A 17,145-nucleotide genomic window follows, 5' to 3' on the forward strand; every position below is an offset into this window, starting at 1 on the left:
GCCGACCATGACCCGTTCATTACGCGTCCTCTATATCGGCCTGTTCCTGGTGCTGCTGCTGGCCCTGGGCGCCTGGTCGCTGCGCAGCTTCCTGGGCTTCAGCACCAACGCCGACGCGACCGTGCTCAACGGTCGCTGGACCAAGGCCGTCGAGACCCATTACGACGAGGAGTTCCCGATCAAGCGATTGGGCACCAACCTCTGGGCCGCGCTGGACTACAAGCTGTTCAATGAAGGCCGCCCTGGGGTGGTGCTGGGCCGCGATCACTGGTTGTACAGCGACGAGGAGTTCAACCCCGCCGTCAACGAAGACCAGAACCTTCAAGGCAACTACGCGCTGGTCGAAGGCGTGCGCCAGAAGCTCAAGGCCCAGGGCATCCAACTGGTGATGGCGATCGTGCCGGCCAAGGTGCGCCTGTACCCGGAACACCTGGGTGAAGTGAAACCGGCGAGCATCCACGCCAACCTGTACCAGGACTTCCACGCCCGTGTGGCCGCCGACAAGATCATCGCCCCGGACCTGCTCGGCCCGCTGCAACAGGCCAAGCTGGGCGGCAAGCAAGTGTTCCTGCGCACCGACACTCACTGGACCCCGGACGGCGCCGAAATCGCCGCCAAGCAGTTGGCTAAAACCATCGCCGACAAGACCCCGCTCCACGGCGAGCCGCAGCGTTTTGTCACCGAGGCCGAGAAGACCGAGCCGCATAAAGGCGACCTGCGTCTGTTCCTGCCCCTGGACCCGCTGTTCGAAAACCTGATGCCACCGAAAGAGCCGCTGGAAAAACGCGTCACGCACCTGGCCGAAACCAAAGGCGACGACGCGCTGTTCAGCGACAGCGAAACCCCGGTGGCCCTGGTGGGCACCAGCTACAGCGCCAACCCCAACTGGAACTTCGTCGGCGCCCTCAAGCAAGCCTTGGGCAGCGATGTGGTCAGCTACGCCGAAGACGGCCACGGCCCGATCCTGCCGATGCTCAGCTACCTGAAAAGTGACGACTTCAAGAACAGCCCGCCACAGGTGCTGATCTGGGAGTTTCCCGAACGTTATCTGCCCGTGAACAACGAAATCGGTGATGCCGACCCATCGTGGGTTGCGCAACTTAAACAAGCCGGTTCGCGCCAACAAAACATGGCACTGAACACCCCAGCTAAAAACCCAAAATCCGAGACGCCCGACCGGGCGCAAAACTGAAAGAGAGGTAACTCACATGACTTTCACTACTACTCCGCGTCGTCTCGCTAAGACTCTGGCCCTGGCTGCCGGTATGAGCTTGGTATCCCTGTCCGCCTTCGCCGGTGACGCTGCCTTGTACGGCCCAGTTGCACCGAAAGGCTCAAGCTTCGTGCGGATCTACAACGCCTCCAACCAGGAAGTCAGCGCCACTGTCGGCAGCACCAACCTCAGCGACGTGGCCCCGCTGGCCAGCAGCGACTTCAGCTTCATGCCCGGCGGCGACTACAGCGCCAAGGTCGGCAGCCAGACCGTGCCGGTCAAGCTCGCCCCGGACCACTACTACACCCTGGTCAACAACAACAGCGGCCAGCCGCAGCTGATCGAAGAGCCGCCGTTCAAGAACAAGCAGAAATCCCTGGTGCGCGTGCAGAACCTCAGCGACAAGGCCCTGACCCTGAAAACCGCCGACGGCAAGACCGACGTGGTCAAGTCGGTGGCCGCCAAAGGCCGTGGCGAACGTGAGATCAACCCGGTGAAGGTCAGCCTGGCGCTGTATGACGGCGACAAGAAAGTCGGCGACGTGAAGCCAGTGGCCCTGGAGCGCGGTGAAGCAGCGGTGCTGTACGTCACCGGTTCGGGTTCGAGCATTTCGCCAGTCTGGGTAAAACGCCCGGTGTCGACCCGCTGAATGAATTTTCCGGGTCGGCTGCAGCCGGCCCGGACACGAGACAAAAACAAGAGTGAAACGACAAACCTTCGTAGCTCTGACCCAAATTGATTCAAGGAGAAACACATGATCCCAGTAATCCTTTCCGGTGGTAGCGGCTCACGTCTTTGGCCGCTTTCCCGCAAACAGTTCCCCAAACAATTCCTGGCCCTGACCGGCGAGCACACGCTGTTCCAGCAAACCCTGGAACGCCTGGTGTTCGAAGGCATGGACGCCCCGATCGTGGTCTGTAACAAGGACCATCGTTTCATCGTCAATGAGCAACTGGCCAACCGCAAGCTGGAATGCCAGCGCATCCTGATGGAACCCTTCGGCCGCAACACCGCGCCGGCCGTGGCCCTCACCGCGATGATGCTGGTCAACGAAGGCCGTGACGAACTGATGCTGGTGTTGCCGGCCGACCACGTGATCGACGACCAGAAAGCCCTGCAACGCGCCCTGGCCCTGGCCACCGTGGCCGCCGAGCGTGGCGAGATGGTGCTGTTCGGCGTGCCGGCGACCCGCCCGGAAACCGGCTACGGCTACATCAAGTCCACCAACGATTCGCTGCTGCCCGAAGGCGTGAGCCGCGTACAGCAGTTCGTGGAAAAACCCGATGAAAAACGCGCCGTCGAGTTCGTCAAAAGCGGCGGTTACTTCTGGAACAGCGGCATGTTCCTGTTCCGCGCCAGCCGCTTCCTGGAAGAGCTGAAAAAGCACGATCCGGACATCTACGACACCTGCGTGCTGACCCTGGAGCGCAGCCAGCAAGACGCCGATACCGTGACCTTCGACGAAGCCACCTTCGCCTGCTGCCCGGACAACTCCATCGACTACGCCGTGATGGAAAAAACCCAGCGCGCCTGCGTGGTCCCCCTGAGTGCGGGCTGGAGCGACGTGGGTTGCTGGGCTTCGCTGTGGGCGGTCAACGATAAAGACGCCAACGGCAACGTCACCAAGGGCGACGTGGTAATCCAGGACAGCAAGAACTGCATGATCCATGGCAACGGCAAACTGGTGTCGGTGATCGGCCTGGAAAACATCGTGGTGGTGGAAACCAAGGACGCGATGATGATTGCCCACAAGGACAAGGTCCAGGGCGTCAAGCAGATGGTCAACACCCTCAACGAACAGGGCCGCAGCGAAACCCAGAACCACTGCGAAGTCTATCGTCCGTGGGGCTCCTACGACTCGGTGGACATGGGCGGCCGCTTCCAGGTCAAGCACATCTCGGTCAAGCCGGGCGCGTGCCTGTCGCTGCAGATGCACCACCACCGCGCCGAACACTGGATCGTGGTCAGCGGCACCGCCGAAGTCACCTGTGACGAGAACGTGTTCCTGCTCTGCGAGAACCAGTCCACCTACATCCCGATCGCCTCGGTGCACCGCCTGCGCAACCCGGGCAAGATCCCGTTGGAGATCATCGAAGTGCAATCGGGCAGCTACCTGGGCGAAGACGATATCGAGCGGTTTGAGGATATCTACGGGCGCTCGACCCCGGTTGAACATGGCGTGTCGGTGAAAACTATCGCGCAGTAAAACAGTCGTACAAGAAGCCCTCGCCCAGCCCATTGCGTCCCCTATCCGCAGTGGGTTGGGTGGGGGCTTTTTGTTTGGGATTTGCGCTGGCTGGGCGGGCCTCATCGGGGGCAAGCCCCCTCCCACCTTTGATCTGCGAATACATTCAAATGTGGGAGGGGGCTTGCCCCCGATGAGGCCGGCACACCCACCACAGCACTCAAGGTAGCCAATCCCACCTACGCTTAAGTTAGGATGCTCGTTCCCTACTCGAGGTGGTCTCCATGTTTTTCGGCGTTCTACTGATCATCACCTGGCTGATCCTCCTGCTGCGCTACCCGGCCAAGGCCCTTCCGGTTTCCCTTGCTGCCTTGGCAGGCCTGGGTTGCGTGGCCGTCTGGGTGGTCTGGCTGGACAGCCGCGAAGCCTCGCAATTGGCGCGCCTGGAACTGCGCATCACCTACGCCCCGCAGGAGTGCCCGGCCGACCGCCCGCTCAAGCTGACCCTGAACAACGGCAACGACGTACCCCTCACCGAACTGCGCTGGCGCGTCGCCGCCTATGCGCCGGGCGATACGGTCAACCTGGCCGACAACGTCTACGCCGCCCCGCGCTATCGTGGCCCCGGCGAGTTGCAGGCCGGCGCCACTTGGGACGACTGCCTGCCCACCCCGCCCCTGCGCTCCGGCTACCGCGCGCAAACCCTGGAATTTCGCGCCGAGCACCTGCAAGGCAGCTTCTCGGACTGACAAAGGACTGATCCATGCCCAACGTACTCATCACCGGTTGCTCCAGCGGTATTGGCCGCGCCCTGGCCGAGGACTTCAAATCCGCCGGTTTCAACGTGTGGGCCAGCGCCCGCCGCCCGCAAGACGTCACCGCCCTCGCCGCTGCGGGTTTCAATGCCGTCGAACTCGACGTCAACGACAGTGCCGCTTTACAGCGCCTGGCCGAACAGCTGGGCGAGCTGGATGTACTGATCAACAACGCCGGCTACGGCGCCATGGGCCCGCTGCTCGATGGCGGTGCCGAGGCGATGCAGCGCCAGTTCGAGACCAACGTATTTTCCATCGTCGGCGTGACCCAGGCGCTGTTCCCGGCCCTGCGCAAGCGCAAAGGGCTGGTGGTGAATATCGGCAGCGTTTCCGGCGTGCTGGTCACGCCGTTTGCCGGCGCCTACTGCGCGTCCAAGGCGGCGGTGCATGCGTTGAGTGATGCACTGCGCATGGAGCTGGCGCCGTTTGGCATCCGAGTGATGGAGGTGCAGCCAGGCGCCATCAATACAAGCTTCGCAAAAAACGCCGGCGCCCAGGCCGAACTGTTAATCAACGAAAAATCGCCGTGGTGGCCGTTGCGCGAGGGCATTCGCGCACGCAGCCAGGCCTCTCAGGACAAGCCCACCCCGGCCAGCGTGTTTGCAGCGGATGTGCTCAAGGCGGTGCAACAACCACAGCCACCGCGCCTGTTGCGTTCGGGCAATGGCAGCCGGGCGTTGCCGTTGATGGCCGCGTTGTTGCCCAAGGGATTATTGGAAGCCGTGTTGAAAAAACGCTTTGGTTTGAATGGGAGTTTGTAAATGATCGACTACAGCGATTTTTTTGAAGAAGTGATCCAGACCCACGTCGAGATCGAGCAATGGTTTGCCGGGGTTGCGCCAGAAGGCACCCTGCAAAGCCTGCTTGCGCGCTTCTCCCCCGAGTTCAGCATGATCGCCCCCGCCACCGGCACACGCGTCAATGCAGCCGGGGTCAACGCGCTGTTCACTCGCCTGGGTGGTATGCGTCCAGGGTTGAAAATCACCTTGAGTGAAATGGCTGGGATTGACCGGCATGCGCGGGGAGCGACGGTGACTTATCGCGAGCATCAGATCGATGCCAGCGGCACACAGACGGATCGCCGTGCCACGGTGGTGTTTGAAAAACAGGCCAGTGGTGCACTGCTGTGGCGTCATCTGCATGAAACATTTATCAAGGCCTGACTCGGTCAAATGTGGGAGGGGGCTTGCCCCCTCCCACATTTCAGTTCGGCGTTTGGTTAACGATCACGGTGCAGGTAATCCCCGCCGCCAACAACACCCCCTGCGGCACTTCATCAATATGAATCCGCACCGGCACGCGCTGGGCCAGGCGCACCCAGTTGAAGGTCGGGTTCACATCGGCGATCAGTTCGCGGCTCTCGGGGTTGTCGCGGTCGTAAATACCGCGCGAGATGCTTTCTACGTGCCCCTTCAACGTCTCGCCGCTCATCAACTGCATGTCGGCTTTGTCACCGACTTTCACATGGGGCAGCTTGGTTTCTTCGAAGAAGCCATAGACCCAGAACGAGTTCATATCCACCACGGCCATCTTGGCTTCGCCGATGCGCGCGTAGTCGCCGCGATGCACGTTGAGGTTGGTGACGTAGCCGTCCACCGCCGCCACGACCTGGGTGCGTTTCAAGTTGAGTTCGGCCGCTTCCAGTTGCGCCAGCGCGTGCTGGTAATCCGCCAGGGCCGAGTCGGCGATGTTGCTGGCGTCGTCGCGGTTTTCCCTGGAGATCACCAGGGCGTCGAGGTCGGCGCGGCGGTGGGCGTTGACCTTGCGCATTTCCCAGGTGGCCTTGCGCGAGGCGACCAGGGACTGCGCCTGCTTGACCGCGATGCGGTAGTGCTCGGGGTCGATCTGCATCAGCAGGTCGCCCTTTTTCACCAGTTGGTTATCGCGCACCGGCACGTCGACCACTTCGCCGGTGACGTCGGCGGCCACGTTGATGATGTCGGCGCGCACCCGGCCGTCGCGGGTCCACGGGGTTTCCATGTAGTGCACCCACAACGTGCGGCCAATCCAGATCGCCAAAGCCAGTACCAGCAAGGTCGCGAGTAGGCTGAAAAACTTTTTCATCGGGGCATTCTCAACGGTAGACGGTCAGCGCCAGGGCGCCGAACAGGCAAACGAACAGGCTCAGGCGCAGCAACGCCGGGTGCCAGAAAAAACGGTACAGGTCGAAGCCGGCCAGGAAGCGGTCCAGGGCCCAGGCCAACGCGGCCGCGATCAGGAACATCAGGGTCATGGTCGGCATATAGAGGCCGTGGAAGGCGATTTCACGAGGCATTCGGGGTTCCTTTGAGGGCCGCCAGCGGTGATTGCGGGTCCAGCAACGAGGTGCGTATAAAGTGCAGGTAGCTTTTCACCCGGCGCAGGGCCGAGGTGTCGAAGTGCGGGGCGAAGGGTTCGTCGGTGGCCTGCACGCGGCTGATCGCGTGGTCGACGGCGATCAGGCCACGCTCCAGGTTACTGGCGCTGGGTTGCAGGAACAGGCGCACCAACGAGCGGCCCATGACCCGGATCGCCTGGCGCCACGGCTGGGATTCGGCATAGGCCGGGTGCACCGGCAGGATCGCCTGTTCCTTGCGCAACTCGATGATCGCGTGGCCGACCTCCAGCACCACGAACATCCAGCGCAGCAGGTCGCGTTGCACTTGCGGCTGGCCGACAGCGAGGCCATAGGCCTGGTGCAGCAGGTCACGGGTGCGGCTTTCGAAGCTCGACGCCAACCCCTTGAGCTTGCCGCTGATGGCATACACCACCTGCTCGCGCAGGTCCTGCTCCAGGCGCCGCCACAGCCAGCGGCTGTTGGGCGGCAGGATGATCGCCCCCGCCGCCGCGCACACGAGCATGCCGAGGATCATGGCGATGTAGTCGTTGATAAAGGTGTAGGGGTTGTAGACCGTGAGGTTGTCCGGCACCGAACCGGTGCTGAAGAAAATCAGCAGGCCCACGCCCACACCGGCGTATTGCGGGCGTGAGGCGAGGAACGCGCCGAGGATGATCACCGGGGCGAGCATCACGCACAGCAGCGGGAAGCCGTCGATCCACGGGAACACGAAGAACATTTCCACAAAGCCCACCAACGCGCCGATCAAGGTGCCGCAGGCCATCTGGAACGCCATGCGCTTGGGGTTGGGCGTGGCGGCGGACAGGCCGACGGTGGCAGCGGCGATCAGGGTCATGGTGGCGCCGCTGGGCCAGGCGGTGGCCACCCAGTAACTGCCCAGCACAATCAGGATGAACGACGCGCGAATCCCCGAGGCGGCGCAGGCCAGCCAGTTGGTCTTGGGGCTGAAGGTTTCGTCCCATTGCTCCCGTGCATGGCTGTGATCGGCCAGGGATGCATGGGTTTGCGCGTAGTTGTGCAGGTCATCGACGAAGCGGTAGAGCAGCTCATAAGCGGTGTGAAAATCCAGCTGTTCGGCCTCGCTCGGGTTACCCTCCTGGAAGGTCGCGCGCAGGCTGCGGACCTTGGCGGGCAGGCTGTCCTTGTAGGCGCTGAGCTGGTTGACCAGGCGCGCGGCGTCGGGGCTGGTGAGGGCGCGGTCGGAGAAGCCGTCGAGGACTTCGGCGAGGTCCTGCAGGCCCGGTTTGATCGCCGCTACCACGTGATCCGCGGCGTCCGTGCGCAGGCGTTCGAGCAACTGGTGCAAGGCATTGAAGCGGGTGGTGATGCCCATGAACTCGCTGTTGAGGCGGCTGAGCCGACCATTGCGCCGGCGCATATGCGGGTCTTCGAACACCGTGAGGCTGCGCAGCCCTTCCAGGCCCACGGCCTCGGCGATAAAGCGCACATTGCTGGCCTCGAACCCTTCGCGCTGGCTGCGCCCGCGCAGGCCGTCGGTGACGAACAGCGCAAACACGCCAAAGCGCTGATAGAGCGCATTGCGCATCGCGGCGCTGGAGGTCTGCGGCAGGATCGCCGCGCTGACCAGGGTGGAACACAGAATCCCCAGGGAGATTTCCAGCACTCGCCACACCGCCGCCATAAAGGCGCCGTCCGGATGGGCCAGGGCTGGCAGGCCGACCATCGCCGCCGTATAACCCGCAAGTACAAACCCGTAGGCGCGAAAGTTACGGTTGCGTGTCGCGCCAGCGGTGCAAATGCCGACCCAGATGGCCAGCGCCCCCAGGAACAACTCGGTGTTCTGCGCAAACAACGCGATCAACACCACCATCACCGCCGACCCCGCCAGGGTGCCGAGGAAGCGATAGAAGCTCTTGGCGAACACCTGGCCGCTCTGGGGTTGCATCACAATAAACACGGTGATCATCGCGGTGCGCGGTTGCGGCAGTTCCAGGCGCATGGCCAGCCACAGCGTGAGGAACGCGGCGATCAGCACCTTGAAGATGTACACCCAGGTCACGCCGTCGCTGCGTGCCCAGTCGAAAAAACCACGGCGCCACTCAAGGGAATGCAGCCAGCGCAGCGGTGCAGGCATTGGAGTCATTAAATCCTACTCAGTGACCAAACTATTCAGTGATCAAACATGGCAAGCGCCGCCGGGGTCTTGCTCGGGAGGGTCTGGGCGTCCTGCGGTAGGTCTTTGCCGGCGTCGAGGCCGCCACCCAGTGCGGTCACCAGTTCGGCATGGGCGCCAAGCCGCGCAGCCTGGACCTGCTGCTCAATCTGTTGTTGGCGAAACAGCAGGGTCTGCGCGTTGAGCACATTGAGGTAATCGGTCAGGCCGCGCTGGTAGGCGATCATCGCGATGTCATAGGTCTTCTGCGCCGAGGCCACCGACTGCGCCGCAAATGCTGCTTGTTTGTCCATGGATTCACGGCGAATCAACTGGTCGCTGATGCCCTTGAGCGCATTCACCAGGGTCTGGTTGTAGCGCGCCACGGCGATGTCATAGCCGGCGCTGGCTTCCCCCAGCTCGGCCCGCAGGCGGCCGCCGTCGAAGATCGGCAAGGTGATGGCCGGGCCGACGTTGTAGTTGAATTTCTTGCCGGTGAGAAACGCCAGCATGCCGCCGCCGGTGGCCATGTAGCCGAGGCTGCCGACCAGGTCGACGTTGGGGTAGAAACCGGCGTGGGCCACATCGATGCCACGGGCTTGCGCAGCGACCTGCCAACGGCTGGCAACCACATCCGGGCGCTGGCCGAGCAATTGCGCGGGCAGGCTCGAGGGCAGTTTCAGTGGTGCGGCAAGGGACAGCGTCGGACGCTGCAAGGTGGCCCCCTCCCCCGGGCCTTTACCGGCGAGCGCCGCCAGCTGGTTGCGACTCAGGGCGATTTCCTCGTCCAGGGCATCCAATTGGCGATGGGTTTCCGGCAGCGGCGTTTCGGCCTGGCTCACGTCGAAATGGGTGCCGATCCCGGCGTCCAGGCGTTTGTTGGCCAGGTCGAGGATCTGCTGTTGCTGGGCCAGGGTCGCCGCGACGATATCGCGGTTGGCGTAATGCAACGACAGCTGGATATAGGCGCGCACCACGTTGTTCTGCAGTTCAAGCTGGGCCTGGCGGGCTTCGGCCGCGCTCATGTGGGCCAGGTCGACGGCACGCTCAGTGGCGTTGCTTTCGCGGCCCCACAGGTCGAGGGCGTAGCTCAGACCCAGGGACGCATTGTTGTCCCAGGTGTTGGCACCGCTCAACTCACCCGGGCCGTAGAACTGATCCTTGGGCCAATTGTGGCGTTTAAGGGTGGTATCAGCGTTGATCTGCAGCGACTCGGCCGACTCGGCAACCCCGGCCATGGCCCGCGCCTCCCGCACCCGCGCGGCCGCCATGGCCATGCTCGGGCTGCTTTGGGTGGCGAGGTCGACCCAGCGGTTGAGCTGGGGGTCGCCATAGGCCTGCCACCACTGTGCGGTGGGCCAGTGGGCGTCCTGGGCGGCGCTGCGGATCGCTTCGTCGGTGGCCAGGGTAGTGGCGTTGAGGGCCTGGCCTTGGGGGGCGATTCCTCCGGTTCCGATGCAGCCGCTGATTGCTAACGATAAAGCGCAAACACTGAGAGCCTTCAGCCCTCTGTTAATGAGAGTCTTCAGCTCTCTGCTGATGCGACGCGGCACGGCGAACGAATTCCTGAGGTGGTGTTGCGGGGAGAAGTGGCGCAATTCTAGGCGGCGGCACGGAGCGCGATAAGCAGGTGTTCCTGTGAATCTTTATTACCGTTCCAGCGACAATCCCGGTTCGACGGGCGTGAGGTTCGGATATTTATCCCGGCATCTGCATCCTTGCCCTACATCGATCCGCGTAACCGGGCACCAGAGTAGTCAACCGACTGCCCCCGGAGAGCGCCTAATGCTTTCAGCCCTCAATACGCGGTTGCCGACACCAGAGAGCGTCGATGCTCTGCGCAGGCAGCTGCACCTCGACCCTGTGGCTTTGCGTCCTGGGATGCGGCCCCTACAAAGGGATGTGCTCTGGATCGCCGACAGGGTTCTGGAAAAGCTGAGCCCTCTTGCAGGCGACCCTCGCGACCAGTTGGCAATAGAGGCACTCCACCACAGACTGTCCAACGGCCCACCAAGCCTGGAAGTGTCGGTTGAGGCGTTACCTGACTTGTACGCGTTTTTCAAAAAAGCCGAACACATGCTCAGCCGCCATCGATCACCTCAAAACCCGGACATCGAGGCCGATTACACACTGTGTCGTGCGCTCAAATGGCAGTTTCGCGCAGCCGTCAGCGAGGGAAACCACCAGCGCCTGACGCACAATCTGCTGCAGTCGCTGAGCTATATCCGCGATGGCGGCGAACGGATCAACCATCGTCATATCGGCTACGACATTGCCCTGGAATCGACGCGACAGATCAGTGCCGGGCCGCATCTGGCTGCCGACTCTCGCTTGGCAACCACGGCAGATCAGCGGATCAAGAGCACGCGCATCATTGCCCTGCAGGGCAAATTCAAATCAGCGCTGTCACAACCGAGCGAGTCCCGGTCTCGGGCCCAACTTGGCCTTGGCTATGTATCGTCTCGCGAGTACGCGAGCCTGGAGCACTACGCCGATGCCCGCAGCCATTCTGTACGCACGTCGCTGAGCGAGAGCATCGGGCGCACCGCCAATAACTTGCGCAACCTGGTGAGTGACAGCTGCAATCTGCACAGGCACCGCGCTTACTCAACACAGAGCCAACCTTATGTCAGGGACACCCTTGCCCGCGCAGGCCTGGTCGACGTTGAACTGCCCTGCCTGCATAGTCCCTCCCAACCCATCATGACCGAAAGGGGCATCGCACTGACCATGCGAGGCAAAGTGGCGGTCGACTTCTTCAATTTCCTGAATGTGCACACCACGATCGAACTTACTTTGCAGCGCACCCGGCAACATAAAGCTCTGGATATTCTCGGCTTGCACGAAATGTCCCCGGCGCTGGCGAAGCAGCAAATGATCGCGCTCAAGCATCCCGATGACAGCCCCACGGCACTGTTGAATGACATGAAAAACCATGTCATTTCCAGCAGCCGGCAATTCACCCGGAGCGTCAGCAAGCCCGTGCCGGCGTCCGAGTTGAACGCCGCCCTGCACACCAGCAACCGACAGGCCAGGTCACTGCTGGAGCGGTATGTACTGCTCAAGACCGACTCCCCCCTGGAGACGCACCTGGACAGCGAAATACGCGCGCTGATCCAGCGCAACCCTGCGCTGCTTCGCCCCGAAGCGCTAAGGACCTACACGTTGTCAGCCCAGGCGCAAACACTGTCAGGCTCAGCCGGGGTCACGGCTTCGTCACGGGCCGAGGCAGGCGGTAAAGGGGTGTCCATCGAGTTCAGCCACCGCAAGAGTGATGATCCGCATCTGAGTGGCGATTACCTGACGATCGACATCGCAGCGCTCAAGTCCGTGGCGGTGGTACAAAAAACGCTGCGGCACGCATTGTCATCCATCGGAGACCAGGCGTTCGACTGGGAAAAGCTGGTCCGTTCGATCAGTGAATCGCTGTTCGACCCGGCCAGACCTTCGTCTACCCAGGTGCTGGTAAAGATCAAGCACGGCGAACCCGTGGTATTACTCATGCGCCATACGGTGAACAAAGCGCGCAACCTGGGGCTGCCCAAGCCTGTTGAACAGTTCAGCGGCATTGATGTCCAGTCTTTGCGCACACGGCAAACCTTGCGCACAGAACGGTTGGGCACCGATTCGTTGGACCATCTTTTGCCAATCGCTCGCCGCTACCTGGGAAGCCCTGGTGAGCAGTCGGGTTGGGACGACTACATACAGCACCACGTCGATGACATTCATGCACTACTCGACGCCCTCGGCCGGCAGACACACGGTACGACACTGGCGGCCGATCTCGACGCGATCAAACGCATCAGCCCGGTACTCGAGCGGGCGGCAGAAGACCTGACACAGCACGCCAAGGCCGCCCTTGAAACACCTACTGGCGAAAACCGCGCCAACGCACGGGAGGCCTTCAATCACCTGCTGCGGGAATACCTGCCGCACTACCAGGCCAAAGTCAGCCAGGCTTGGACCTTGTCCTGAGCCTACGCCATCAATGTCCAGGCGGAGCGCGCCCAGCGGATGCACACCTGCGCGCAACTTCATGTCACAATTTGGCATCTCCCCTGAGAACTCTCCATGGACACTTTGCAAAACATGCGCGCCTTCAGTTGCGTGGCCGAAGCCGGCAGCTTCACCGCCGCCGCCGCGCAACTGGACACCACCACTGCCAACGTCTCGCGCGCGGTCTCCAATCTTGAGGCCCATCTGCAAACCCGCTTGCTCAACCGCACCACCCGCCGCATTGCCCTCACCGAGGCAGGTAAACGCTACCTGCTGCGTTGCGAGCAGATCCTGGCCTACGTCGAAGAAGCCGAAGCCGAAGCCAGCGACGCCCACGCGCGCCCCGCCGGACAGCTGAAAGTGCACACCATGACCGGCATCGGCCAGCACTTCGTCATCGACGCAATTGCCCGCTACCGCCGCACCCACCCGGACGTGACCTTCGACCTGACCCTGGCCAACCGCGTGCCGGACCTGCTGGACGAGGGCTACGACGTGTCCATCGTGCTCGCCAGCGAGCTGCCGGATTCAGGCTTCGTGTCCCAACGCCTGGGCATCACCTACAGCATCGCCTGCGCCTCGCCGGACTACGTCAAGGCCAAGGGCTGCGCACAACGGCCCCAGGATTTGCTCAACCACGCCTGCCTGCGCCTGGTCAGCCCGGTGATCCAGCTGGACAAATGGACCTTCAACGGCCCAGAAGGCCAGGAAAGCGTGGCGATCAATACGTCGCCGTTCCTGGTCAACTCCGCCGACGCGATGAAAACCGCGATCACCAGCGGCATGGGCGTCGGCCTGCTGCCGGTGTATGCAGCCATCGAAGGCCTGCGCAACGGCACATTGGTGCGGGTCATGCCCACCTATCGCTCCCAGGAGCTGAACCTGTACGCCATCTACCCGTCTCGCCAGTACCTGGATGCGAAGATCAAGACCTGGGTGGAATACCTGCGCGGTTCGTTGCCGGAGATCCTGGCGGCGCACCAGGCGGAGCTGGTGGCGTATGAGTTGAGCGGCAGCCTCAGCGGTGCACGACTGGCGAACTGATTTCTACCAGGCGATACGAGTCTTTAAATGTGGGAGGGGCGGTGTCCTGACAATTGCCGGCAGGAATGTTAGCGTGCTTGGCATTCTTCCGTAGTCGATGAGCCCGCCTGCAATGAAAAAGACCGTCCTCGCCTTCAGCCGTGTCACCCCGCAAATGATCGAACGCCTGCAACAGGATTTCGAGGTGATTGCGCCCAACCCCAAGCTGGGCGATATCAACGCTCAATTCAATGAAGCCCTGCCCCACGCCCACGGTTTGATCGGCGTGGGTCGCAAGCTGGGCCGCGCGCAGCTCGAAGGCGCGGGCAAGCTGGAGGTGGTGTCCAGCGTGTCGGTGGGCTACGACAACTACGATGTGCCGTACTTCAACGAGCGCGGGATCATGCTCACCAACACCCCCGACGTACTGACCGAAAGCACCGCCGACCTGGCCTTCGCCCTGCTGATGAGCAGCGCGCGCCGGGTGGCCGAGCTGGACGCCTGGACCAAGGCTGGCCAGTGGAAAGCCAGCGTCGGCGCGCCGCTGTTTGGCTGTGACGTGCATGGCAAGACCCTCGGTATCGTTGGCATGGGCAATATCGGCGCGGCCGTGGCCCGGCGTGGGCGCCTGGGCTTCAATATGCCGATCCTGTACAGCGGCAACAGCCGCAAGACCGCGCTGGAACAGGAACTGGGCGCGCAATTCCGCAGCCTCGACCAGTTGCTGGCCGAGGCGGATTTCGTCTGCCTGGTGGTGCCGTTGAGCGACAAGACCCGCCACCTGATCAGCACCCGCGAGTTGGGGCTGATGAAGTCCAGCGCGATTCTGATCAATATCTCCCGCGGCCCGGTGGTGGACGAACCGGCGCTGATCCAGGCCCTGCAAAACCACACCATTCGCGGTGCCGGCCTGGATGTGTATGAGCAGGAGCCATTGGCCGAATCGCCACTGTTCCAGTTGAGCAATGCGGTGACCCTGCCGCACATCGGCTCGGCGACCCATGAAACCCGCGAAGCCATGGCCAACCGCGCGTTGGACAACCTGCGCAGCGCCCTGCTCGGCCAACGCCCGCAGGACCTGGTGAACCCGCAGGTGTGGAAGGGCTGACACGGGCCCAGCCCGACACAAAATCGGGTTAAAGCCTGGCTCTCCCGAGTCGATAACCTTCAATAGAAGTTCGTCATCCCTGATCCACAGAAGGTTTTTATGTCCACCACCAAAGCCCGCGCAGACTCACTCTCGCTTCTGCTCTTTACCTTGCGCAGCGGTAAGCTGATGGCCATCAACCTGCTGAAAGTCAGCGAGATCATCCCTTGCCCGCCGCTGACCAAGCTGCCGGAGTCCCATCCCCACGTCAAAGGCATCGCCACCCTGCGTGGCAATTCATTGGCGGTGATCGACCTGAGTCGCGCCCTGGGGGAAATGCCCCTGGAAGACCCGAACGGCGGCTGCCTGATCGTCACCGACGTGAGCCGTTCCAAGCAGGGCCTGCATGTGCAGGCCGTGAGCAAGATAGTGCACTGCCTGACCACCGATATTCGCCCACCGCCCTACGGCTCCGGCGGCAACCGTGCGTTCATCACCGGGGTGACCCAGGTAGAAGGCGGCCTGGTGCAGGTGCTGGACATCGAAAAAGTCATCCATGGCATCGCCCCGGCGCCGATTGAAGCGACGCCTACCGACCTGACCATGGAAGAGGCGGAAGTGCTCGGCAATGCGCGGATCCTGGTGGTGGATGACAGCCAGGTCGCCTTGCAGCAGTCGGTGCACACCCTGCGCAACCTTGGCCTGACCTGCCACACCGCGCGCAGCGCCAAGGAAGCCATTGATGTGCTGCTGGAGCTGCAAGGCACGGCCGCGCAGATCAATGTGGTGGTGTCGGACATCGAGATGTCCGAAATGGACGGTTATGCCCTGACCCGCACCCTGCGTGAAACCCCGGACTTCCAGGATCTCTACGTACTGCTGCATACCTCCCTGGACAGCGCGATGAACAGCGAAAAGGCGCGCCTGGCCGGTGCCAACGCGGTGCTGACCAAGTTCTCTTCGCCCGAACTGACCAAGTGCCTGGTGGTCGCCGCCCAGACCGTGGCGCAACAGGGGCTGTAACCGGTGGCGGAGTATTTCCAACTGCTGCGCCGCGACCTCACCGGCAGCCTGCCTGCACCGCAATGGCCGGCCCATACACAGTTGGATCACTACCGCGACGAGCTGGCCCCGGCGATCCATGCGGTGCTGCGCATGACCCAGGAGCAAGGTGGCGGCCACGTTCCTCATCTGCACGCCTGGCAGCATCTGTTCGTCAGCGATGCCGAATTCGATCCCACGCTGTGCCTGGTGGCCAGCAACGGCGATGGCATTCTCGGCGTGGCGCAGTGCTGGACCAGCGCGTTTATCAAGAACCTGTCCGTGCATCCTTGCGCTCAAGGCCAAGGCTTGGGTCGCGCGTTGTTGCTGCACTGCTTCCAGGTGTTCAAGCAGCGCGGCGAACCCTATGTCGACCTCAAGGTGCTGGAGAGCAACCGGCGCGCCCGACAACTGTACGAAAGCGCGGGCATGGTCTTTGTGTTGCGGGATGTGGTCGCCGACGACTGACAGGCGCTGGCGCATAACTTGCTTCCAGAGCAGCACAACGGTGGATAGAGGTAAAAACCCGTCACTGTTCCTGCGTGCCCTCTGACCTAGCCTGGTGACAGATCCGCCATGAACACCCATTTTTCCTGCGTCGGTTGCGGCAAATGCTGCAGCGATCATCACGTACCCCTGACCCTCCAGGAAGCCCGCCAATGGGCGGCTGACGGCGGTAACGTCATCGTTCTGGTGGAGGGTTTCCTGAGCAATGGCCTGGGCCTGCCTCAACTGCAGCGCGAACATGCCGAGCGGCGTTCGGTGGTGGTGCCCAGCGGCAGCACCGAGGCGTTTGTGGCAATCACCTTTGCCGCCTACAACGCCGGGCGCTGCCGGAATCTTGACGCCGACAACCTATGCCGCATCTACGAGCGCCGCCCGTTGGTGTGCCGCATCTACCCGATGGAGATCAACCCGCATATCCCGCTCAACCCCGCCGCCAAGGATTGCCCGCCGGAATCCTGGGAACAGGGCCCGGTGTTGATCTTCGGGGGTGAATTGATGGACCCGGAGCTGGTGGAACTGATCCAACGCTCGCGCCAGGCCGACCGAGACGACGTGCAGACCAAGGAGGCGGTGTGCGCCTTGCTGGGCATTCGCACCACGGCGCTCAAGGGTGATGGGTTTACCGCGTACCTGCCGGACATGGGCGCGTTTGCCCAGGCGATTGAGCTGGCGGTGGACCGGCCGGCCGTGGCCAATGAGTGGGTGTTTCATGTGTCGGGGATGGACATCGCCGAACAGTTGCTGGATGCCGGCGCGCAGATTGCCACCGAGGTGCCGGCCAACTATGCGTTTATCTCGCTGCGGGCAGCGTAGACCTTGAAGGCCGC

Annotated in this window: 16 protein-coding genes; 12 read left to right on the forward strand and 4 right to left on the reverse strand. The window is 62.6% G+C overall.

All coding sequences use genetic code 11. From position 1 onward, the window contains the following. The first annotated feature begins 7 nt into the window (after positions 1-7). The 6 genes from AC07OT_RS05325 (at position 8) to AC07OT_RS05350 (ending at position 5,376) form a co-directional block, all read left to right on the forward strand. Complete coding sequence (locus tag AC07OT_RS05325; protein WP_027604733.1) at positions 8-1,192, forward strand: alginate O-acetyltransferase; 1,185 nt, start codon at positions 8-10, stop codon at positions 1,190-1,192. A 16-nt stretch (positions 1,193-1,208) separates the two neighbouring features. Beyond that, on the forward strand, positions 1,209-1,862 hold the full coding sequence (locus AC07OT_RS05330) for an alginate O-acetyltransferase AlgF (RefSeq protein ID WP_027604734.1): 654 nt from the start codon (positions 1,209-1,211) through the stop codon (positions 1,860-1,862). A gap of 105 nt (positions 1,863-1,967) precedes the next feature. Continuing rightward, positions 1,968-3,419, forward strand: coding sequence for a mannose-1-phosphate guanylyltransferase/mannose-6-phosphate isomerase (locus tag AC07OT_RS05335; RefSeq protein WP_495107643.1), 1,452 nt, complete (start codon positions 1,968-1,970; stop codon positions 3,417-3,419). A gap of 263 nt (positions 3,420-3,682) precedes the next feature. Beyond that, positions 3,683-4,147, forward strand: a complete 465-nt coding sequence (locus AC07OT_RS05340; protein ID WP_495107644.1) for a multidrug transporter — start codon at positions 3,683-3,685, stop codon at positions 4,145-4,147. A 14-nt stretch (positions 4,148-4,161) separates the two neighbouring features. Then, positions 4,162-4,974, forward strand: coding sequence for an SDR family oxidoreductase (locus AC07OT_RS05345; RefSeq protein ID WP_495107645.1), 813 nt, complete (start codon positions 4,162-4,164; stop codon positions 4,972-4,974). Further along, positions 4,975-5,376 carry a DUF4440 domain-containing protein gene (locus tag AC07OT_RS05350; RefSeq protein ID WP_065938576.1) on the forward strand — a complete coding sequence of 134 codons (402 nt, stop codon included), beginning with the start codon at positions 4,975-4,977 and terminating at the stop codon, positions 5,374-5,376. Positions 5,377-5,416: 40 nt separating this feature from the next. Here the strand turns inward: AC07OT_RS05350 and AC07OT_RS05355 are convergent, their stop codons facing one another. The 4 genes from AC07OT_RS05355 to AC07OT_RS05370 are packed head-to-tail and all read right to left on the reverse strand — an operon-like array spanning position 5,417 to position 10,217. Further along, complete coding sequence (locus AC07OT_RS05355; protein WP_495107646.1) at positions 5,417-6,277, reverse strand: efflux RND transporter periplasmic adaptor subunit; 861 nt, start codon at positions 6,275-6,277, stop codon at positions 5,417-5,419. A 10-nt stretch (positions 6,278-6,287) separates the two neighbouring features. After that, complete coding sequence (locus tag AC07OT_RS05360) at positions 6,288-6,488, reverse strand: DUF1656 domain-containing protein (RefSeq protein ID WP_053254492.1); 201 nt, start codon at positions 6,486-6,488, stop codon at positions 6,288-6,290. Then, entirely contained in the window at positions 6,478-8,655 is a 2,178-nt protein-coding gene (locus tag AC07OT_RS05365) for an FUSC family protein (RefSeq protein ID WP_253493336.1), read from the reverse strand. The genes AC07OT_RS05360 and AC07OT_RS05365 overlap by 11 nt, the downstream gene beginning before the upstream one ends. 26 nt (positions 8,656-8,681) lie before the next feature. Then, positions 8,682-10,217: an efflux transporter outer membrane subunit gene (locus AC07OT_RS05370; protein WP_495107647.1), complete on the reverse strand. Its 1,536-nt coding sequence runs from the start codon at positions 10,215-10,217 to the stop codon at positions 8,682-8,684. 232 nt (positions 10,218-10,449) lie between these two features. Here AC07OT_RS05370 and AC07OT_RS05375 point away from each other — a divergent pair, with 232 nt between their 5' ends. From AC07OT_RS05375 to AC07OT_RS05400, 6 genes are all read left to right on the forward strand, one after another. Next, positions 10,450-12,639, forward strand: coding sequence for a hypothetical protein (locus tag AC07OT_RS05375; RefSeq protein WP_495107648.1), 2,190 nt, complete (start codon positions 10,450-10,452; stop codon positions 12,637-12,639). A 96-nt stretch (positions 12,640-12,735) separates the two neighbouring features. Beyond that, positions 12,736-13,704 carry a LysR family transcriptional regulator gene (locus AC07OT_RS05380; protein WP_027604744.1) on the forward strand — a complete coding sequence of 323 codons (969 nt, stop codon included), beginning with the start codon at positions 12,736-12,738 and terminating at the stop codon, positions 13,702-13,704. A 112-nt stretch (positions 13,705-13,816) separates the two neighbouring features. Next, positions 13,817-14,791 carry a 2-hydroxyacid dehydrogenase gene (locus AC07OT_RS05385; protein ID WP_115486675.1) on the forward strand — a complete coding sequence of 325 codons (975 nt, stop codon included), beginning with the start codon at positions 13,817-13,819 and terminating at the stop codon, positions 14,789-14,791. A gap of 99 nt (positions 14,792-14,890) precedes the next feature. Beyond that, positions 14,891-15,793, forward strand: coding sequence for a chemotaxis protein CheV (locus AC07OT_RS05390; RefSeq protein ID WP_495107649.1), 903 nt, complete (start codon positions 14,891-14,893; stop codon positions 15,791-15,793). Positions 15,794-15,796: 3 nt separating this feature from the next. After that, positions 15,797-16,279 carry a GNAT family N-acetyltransferase gene (locus AC07OT_RS05395; protein ID WP_495107650.1) on the forward strand — a complete coding sequence of 161 codons (483 nt, stop codon included), beginning with the start codon at positions 15,797-15,799 and terminating at the stop codon, positions 16,277-16,279. A 108-nt stretch (positions 16,280-16,387) separates the two neighbouring features. Beyond that, on the forward strand, positions 16,388-17,131 hold the full coding sequence (locus AC07OT_RS05400) for a YkgJ family cysteine cluster protein (protein WP_141156785.1): 744 nt from the start codon (positions 16,388-16,390) through the stop codon (positions 17,129-17,131). Positions 17,132-17,145 lie beyond the last annotated feature (14 nt).

It is taken from the genome of Pseudomonas sp. GW821-FHT09C10 (assembly GCF_059418085.1).